The organism is Streptococcus mitis (assembly GCF_002096755.1).
In the GTDB taxonomy this organism is placed as follows: domain Bacteria; phylum Bacillota; class Bacilli; order Lactobacillales; family Streptococcaceae; genus Streptococcus; species Streptococcus mitis_AC.
Genome location: NZ_NCVF01000014.1, coordinates 1 through 5342 on the forward strand (window position 1 = coordinate 1; position 5342 = coordinate 5342).

At 35.2% G+C, this 5342-nt stretch carries 5 protein-coding genes; 3 read left to right on the top strand and 2 right to left on the bottom strand.

All coding sequences use genetic code 11. The annotated features are described in order from the left end of the window. Nucleotides 1–1952: 1952 nt before the first annotated feature. Nucleotides 1953–2198 (bottom strand): helix-turn-helix transcriptional regulator, encoded by a 246-nt coding sequence (locus B7700_RS00245; RefSeq protein ID WP_084886351.1) that lies wholly within the window; start codon nucleotides 2196–2198, stop codon nucleotides 1953–1955. 121 nt (nucleotides 2199–2319) lie between these two features. On the opposite strand from B7700_RS00245, the gene B7700_RS00250 reads away from it, so the two are divergent. The 3 genes from B7700_RS00250 (at nucleotide 2320) to B7700_RS00260 (ending at nucleotide 4199) form a co-directional block, all read left to right on the top strand. Beyond that, nucleotides 2320–2568 carry a hypothetical protein gene (locus B7700_RS00250; RefSeq protein WP_084886353.1) on the top strand — a complete coding sequence of 83 codons (249 nt, stop codon included), beginning with the start codon at nucleotides 2320–2322 and terminating at the stop codon, nucleotides 2566–2568. A 324-nt stretch (nucleotides 2569–2892) separates the two neighbouring features. Continuing rightward, nucleotides 2893–3915 (top strand): replication initiation protein, encoded by a 1023-nt coding sequence (locus B7700_RS00255; RefSeq protein ID WP_084886356.1) that lies wholly within the window; start codon nucleotides 2893–2895, stop codon nucleotides 3913–3915. A 2-nt stretch (nucleotides 3916–3917) separates the two neighbouring features. Next, the gene (locus B7700_RS00260; protein ID WP_084886358.1) at nucleotides 3918–4199 is read left to right on the top strand and encodes a hypothetical protein; all 282 of its coding nucleotides are present in this window, start codon (nucleotides 3918–3920) and stop codon (nucleotides 4197–4199) included. A 90-nt stretch (nucleotides 4200–4289) separates the two neighbouring features. Here the strand turns inward: B7700_RS00260 and B7700_RS00265 are convergent, their stop codons facing one another. After that, nucleotides 4290–5213, bottom strand: a complete 924-nt coding sequence (locus B7700_RS00265) for a tyrosine-type recombinase/integrase (RefSeq protein ID WP_020903688.1) — start codon at nucleotides 5211–5213, stop codon at nucleotides 4290–4292. Between the last annotated feature and the right edge of the window lie 129 nt (nucleotides 5214–5342).

The following is a 5342-nucleotide window of genomic DNA, read 5'->3' on the forward strand; positions in this document are numbered from 1 at the left end:
CCCCCGTGAACCAGCCGTGTTCAAGCCCCGAAGGGGAGGGGTTCAAAGACCCCGTAGGCAACTTTTATTTAAGCGTCTATGCCATGACACTATGCGGTCTATGTTTTCGTCTTGACCTTGACATTCACTTTTAGGCGTACCTAGGAGGTGAAATCCCGCGACTGATTTAATTGGAGCAAATCGGTATCTGAATAACTACAATAACACTTCTAAACACTATCGTTTATCCTTTCCTTTTACCTTTATTTTTCTTATTTAGTATTTTAGAAAAGTGCTATTTATAAGTTCGTCTTTTTTTCTTCTTCTGATTTTTCTTTTAGTTTTTCTTTTTTTGATTTATTCTTTTTACTTTTTCTTCTAGAAAAAGCCATGTTTCACAAGGCTTTTCGTTTTTATTTTTACCCTTAGTTTTCTGTACTCCACATCAATCAATCTTCTATACTACTATTATGCCATTTTTTTCAAAAAATAAAAATCAGCAAAACATTTTTTAGAAAACGATTGATAGAGTTTGTATTTCCTCTTTCTTGTTGCTTGCTCCAATCAGTCAATTATATCCACTATCTATTATGCCAGAAAACGCAAAAAATAAAAAATCTACTACTACTACATGAGTTATCCACAATCAAAATTTCTAAGAGAAAAGAGAGAAAAAAGAGAGCGTTTTGAGAGCCAAAACCCTAAAATTTCATCTTAAAAATCAGATGAAAACAAACTCAAAACCAAAAATTTGCGATATAGTAAATTTTTGAAATAACGCACGAAAGTGCCCGTTAACTGTTTACCCATGCAAAATTTCTGCGAAATTTAACATATGGGTAAACAGTTAACGCTTGCCGAAAACCCTTTGGGCGGGTTTCCAGCTGGCGCTTCTGTCGTCTCGAGCCACGAGACGAATGCCGACCGCTATCGCTATTGTCGGCATCAATCCAAAAATAGAATAGTTCGCACAAAATAAAAACAAACATGATATAATATTTGTACTCTGGCGCTACGCCTTCTGAAAGGAGGTGACATCATGCTAGAATTGATTTTTCTTCTTGTTATCGTTCGATTAGTTTTACCCTTAGCTTACGAGCTAGGAAAAAGCTATGGTATGAAATGGATTGAAAAGCATTTTGACGATAATGAGAAATAGCGTCACTTTTCACGAACAAAAAAGCACCCTAAGTCTTGCCGGACAGGGTGCTTTTTCGTCATCATGCTAATGATTTTTCTTTCTTGTTAGGCACATTATAGCATTTAATTTTTAAAAAGGCAACTAGTATGACAGATGTTAAAGACAGGGGCGCTCTCCCTGATATTGCTGAGTTTTTAGGGATTAAAGAAGTTAATAAAATATTTTAGATGTTATTTGAAGGATATATTTTAAAGGAGTATAATGAAAGGGAAGAAAACTTATTTATAGCTAGAAAGGTAAAAAATACGGGAACTATATTGCTAAAATAAGGTATATCGGTTTAAATTTTGCACATTATGGATTAGAAGAAAAAATGAAGTATGTAACTTTGTTTCTTGTTTTATTTATGATGTTTATGCCTGGTATCTACTCTAGCAATGCAGGAGGATGTGTCCATGATTAAGAAAAGAAAAAACAAGGCATTGTTTTTAAGTATTGTAATTAGTGTTGTTCTGTTAAAACTTTTATTCCCGGGGTTAAGTTATTGGTTTGCTGATTTTTTCAAAAATCTGTTTTGACTAAAAAGTTTTTAGAGAAAAAGAGGGCTAAAGCCCTCTTTTTGAAGTCCTATGATAAGTCTTAGAGTTCCAAGGGCTTTCAGCTTTTATCGATAACAAAAAAAGAGAGCTTAAGCTCTCTTCACACATTATCCTCTTCCGATCAAATAACCAATTACAAAAGGTAAAACGGGTAAAATAATCGGGAGCAACAAAAGATTTGCAGGAATACGACGTAAATATTTTTTCATTTACAATCTCCTTTTTTGTTTATTTTAATAACATAATATCATTAAACCAACAAATAGTAAAGCCCTTTCAAAAAAAAGATTTTCTACAGGTTCTTTTAGAACTTTAGACAATTTTAAAGCTATTTCTACGGATGGTATTGTTTTATTATTCTCTATTAAACCGATCATTTGTCTTGAAATATTTATTTTCTTAGCTAATTCTTCCTGCGTCAAACCCTCTCTAACTCTAAATTGCTTTATATTGTTTTGATAATTATTTTTGTCTAACATAACTATCACCTCTTTTCACACAAATTTTTCTTCGACTACTCATAGTATACCATTTGTTTAATTAAATCATGGTATACTATGAGTAGCAAAGTCTTATGTATCCATAAAACGGAGGTTTCCTATGAATCAAGAAGAAGAAGAAAAAGAACGAATCTTTTTAGAGTTGCAAGCTGAAATCCAAGCTGGATTGGAAGCCTATGAGAGAGGGGAGTGTATCCCTCTAGAAGAGGTCAGAGAGCGTCTTTTAGGCTCGGACTCAAAAATACGATTTGATAAGCTTCAAGCAGAAATCAATCAAACTGTTGCAGATATGGAACAAGGGAACTATCATACGAAAGAGGAACTAATGAAAAGATATGGATTGTTGTAGATAGCACTAATTAGGTTGTAATTTAAACTAATAAATTGATTTATAAATGAGGGGATAGAGGAGCGAACGAAGTGAGTCTCCTTTTTATTATATATTTAATTAATGTTTAATATATATTTAGCCCCTCCACGAGCCTTAGAGCGCCAAGGGGTTTCAGCTTTTATCAAGTACAAAATGTGCATTCATAAATACATTTTGTGCATTTATCAAGTACAAAATGTGCATTCATAAATACATTTTGTGCATTAATAAATACATTATTTTTTCTTGTATTTTTTAGAAAAATATGGTATTATAAATACATATAAAAAGAGAGGTAGTTATATGGCGAATGAAATAGTAAGACACCATAATGATTTAAATACGGTCATTATGCGAAAGTGGTCATCAGAAGAAATGAATTTCTTCTTTGCTATTATCGCAAAAGCGAGAGATAAAGGGACTCGGTTGATGAAGTTCAATACTGATGAACTGAAAGAAATTGCAAGTTCTTCCCGTAAGTATCGGTGGGAAGAAACGATGAAATCAGTTGCAGATAAAGTTATCGATTTAAAATATTACGAGCGCACAGAGCATTCCTATGCTGTTATGAATTTGTTTTCATATTTTAAGGTAGATGAAAAAGAACGTGTCGTGGAAGTTGAGGTGTCTTCAAAATTTGAGTACGTTATAAATAAGTTAGAAGCTCAATTTACTCAGTATGAATTGAAAGAATTTACTACTATTCGTTCAACATACGCAAAAACAGCCTATCGATTGCTCAAACAGTGGCGCACGGTTGGTCGCCGAGAGTTTCAGATAGATGAATTTAAGTTGCTTATGGACACTCCTGATTATTATCAAATTTCAGATATCGATAGATTAGTGATCAAACCTATTAAAGAGCAACTTTCTCCGTATTTTGTAGATTTAAAAGTTAAAAAAATCAAGTCAAACAAACGCGGAAATCCTGTTTTGGGCTATGAATTTACATGGAAAAAAGAAGTAACAGAGGCTTATGACCCCAATAAATACGATAAGCCTAAAACTGCCACTAAAAAGCCATCTAAAAAGGCTAATAAGAAAAGCAACGTTCCAAAGTGGAGCAACCCCGACTATGAGAACCCACTTGACCCAAAAATCATTGATATGCTGATTGAATTTCACAAGTCACAAGGCACTCTGGACACTCCAGGAGCTCAAAAAGAAATCGCTGATAAGAAAAAAGAAATTGAAGAAGGACGGGCTAAGCTAGAAGCTCAAAAACAAGCACTGCTTGCACGCTTGGATAAATCTAGCGAGCCTGATGTAGTACCAGGGCAAACTGATATATATGACTTCCTAGGCGAAGAAGAAAACGAGGTATAGAGATGGAACATAAACAAATTGCTGAAGAAATTCATTTTTCGATAAAAGAACTATTTGAAATATGCGAAGAGGTTATCTATAAAGAGAGCAAATATAGAGAGAATGAATCTAGCAGAGGGGTATTGAGATTAGCAAAAGCCCTAATCATGTACACCTCCTACGCAGACGGAAATCATTTTGACGAAGAAGAACAATTGTATGAGTTAGCAGATGAATATTTAAGTGATTTTTACGATAAAAACGGCATAGAGCAATTATACGATATTGACGACGCTGAGTATTAGAAGAGGTAAATATAATTAAGACAAAAAATAAACGGGGTACAAGGCACCCCGTTTTTCACTATTTTTTCATCAAAATTTTATAATTTTTTATTATTGGTACAAATAAGACTGAGCGATTACGTCAATTCGATTATGCCCTAAATTCTTCGTAACCATTCGCATGGCGCTTTTGTCAAATACTTCTCCTGCACGGTCTTTCCGCATAACGTAGCGGTCTACCCGTGGGATATCTTTTTCTTTTCGTGCATAATGCTGATAAAGTCTCATAGCATATGCACCTCTATAATAGTGATTATCGAAATTGGAGTGAAGCTTTGGAAAAAGCCGTCCTTTTTTCGATTGAATGAATTTTATAATGTCTTTTGTTTCTTCTTCTGAACTTCCCATGATTTCTACTGTACGAGCTTTACCCCCTTTTGTCCCTTTCGTGACGTTGAGGAAAGCTTTGCCATCTTTAAAGAAAAGATCATCAGACGTTATTTTCGTCATTTCAGACCTGCGTAGCCCCGTGGCGCTTGTAAATCGCGCCAGACGGCGCTCAGTGGCTTCTGAGATATGCTTATCGCTTGCTACAGGAAATCTACTACGTTTGTACCCTGCACGTTCCCTCGGAGGGGTTTTTAAAAGCGTAGAGGATGAAATCCCAAAAACTTTTGCCATTGCAGCCTTAATAGTGGATAAGGTGCTAGGAGCTTCCCCTTTATCCATACGATACTGCAGGAACTCATCAGCATGCTTTTGAGCATCTTTTATATTGACGGCTTCTGGGTGCTCTTGACCCAACCATTCCATAAAGTAGCCAAACTGCTTTTTGTAAGTTTTGTATGTTTGCTCAGAGTATATTTTATTCTTGGTATCATCAATAGTCTTATCGTATGAACGTTTAGAAGACTTACCAGCTTCAAACATATCTAGGAGACGTTTGTTAGCCGTATGACGATACGATTTTTTACGGGCTCTTTCTTTCTTTTTAGCCCAACGACCCTTGTTATTAGCGTTATTTTCGTTATCCATATTGACCCCTTTTTGTTTAGTAAAAAGAATATTACCCCCGTGAACCAGCCGTGTTCAAGCCCCGAAGGGGAGGGGTTCAAAGACCCCGTAGGCAACTTTTATTTAAGCGTCTATGCCATGACACTATGC

Bases quoted from the DNA above. Each gene is read 5' to 3' on its own strand.
- B7700_RS00245 (WP_084886351.1), bottom strand. From the start codon at position 2,198: ATGTTAGACAAAAATAATTATCAAAACAATATAAAGCAATTTAGAGTT.
- B7700_RS00250 (WP_084886353.1), top strand. From the start codon at position 2,320: ATGAATCAAGAAGAAGAAGAAAAAGAACGAATCTTTTTAGAGTTGCAA.
- B7700_RS00255 (WP_084886356.1), top strand. From the start codon at position 2,893: ATGGCGAATGAAATAGTAAGACACCATAATGATTTAAATACGGTCATT.
- B7700_RS00260 (WP_084886358.1), top strand. From the start codon at position 3,918: ATGGAACATAAACAAATTGCTGAAGAAATTCATTTTTCGATAAAAGAA.
- B7700_RS00265 (WP_020903688.1), bottom strand. From the start codon at position 5,213: ATGGATAACGAAAATAACGCTAATAACAAGGGTCGTTGGGCTAAAAAG.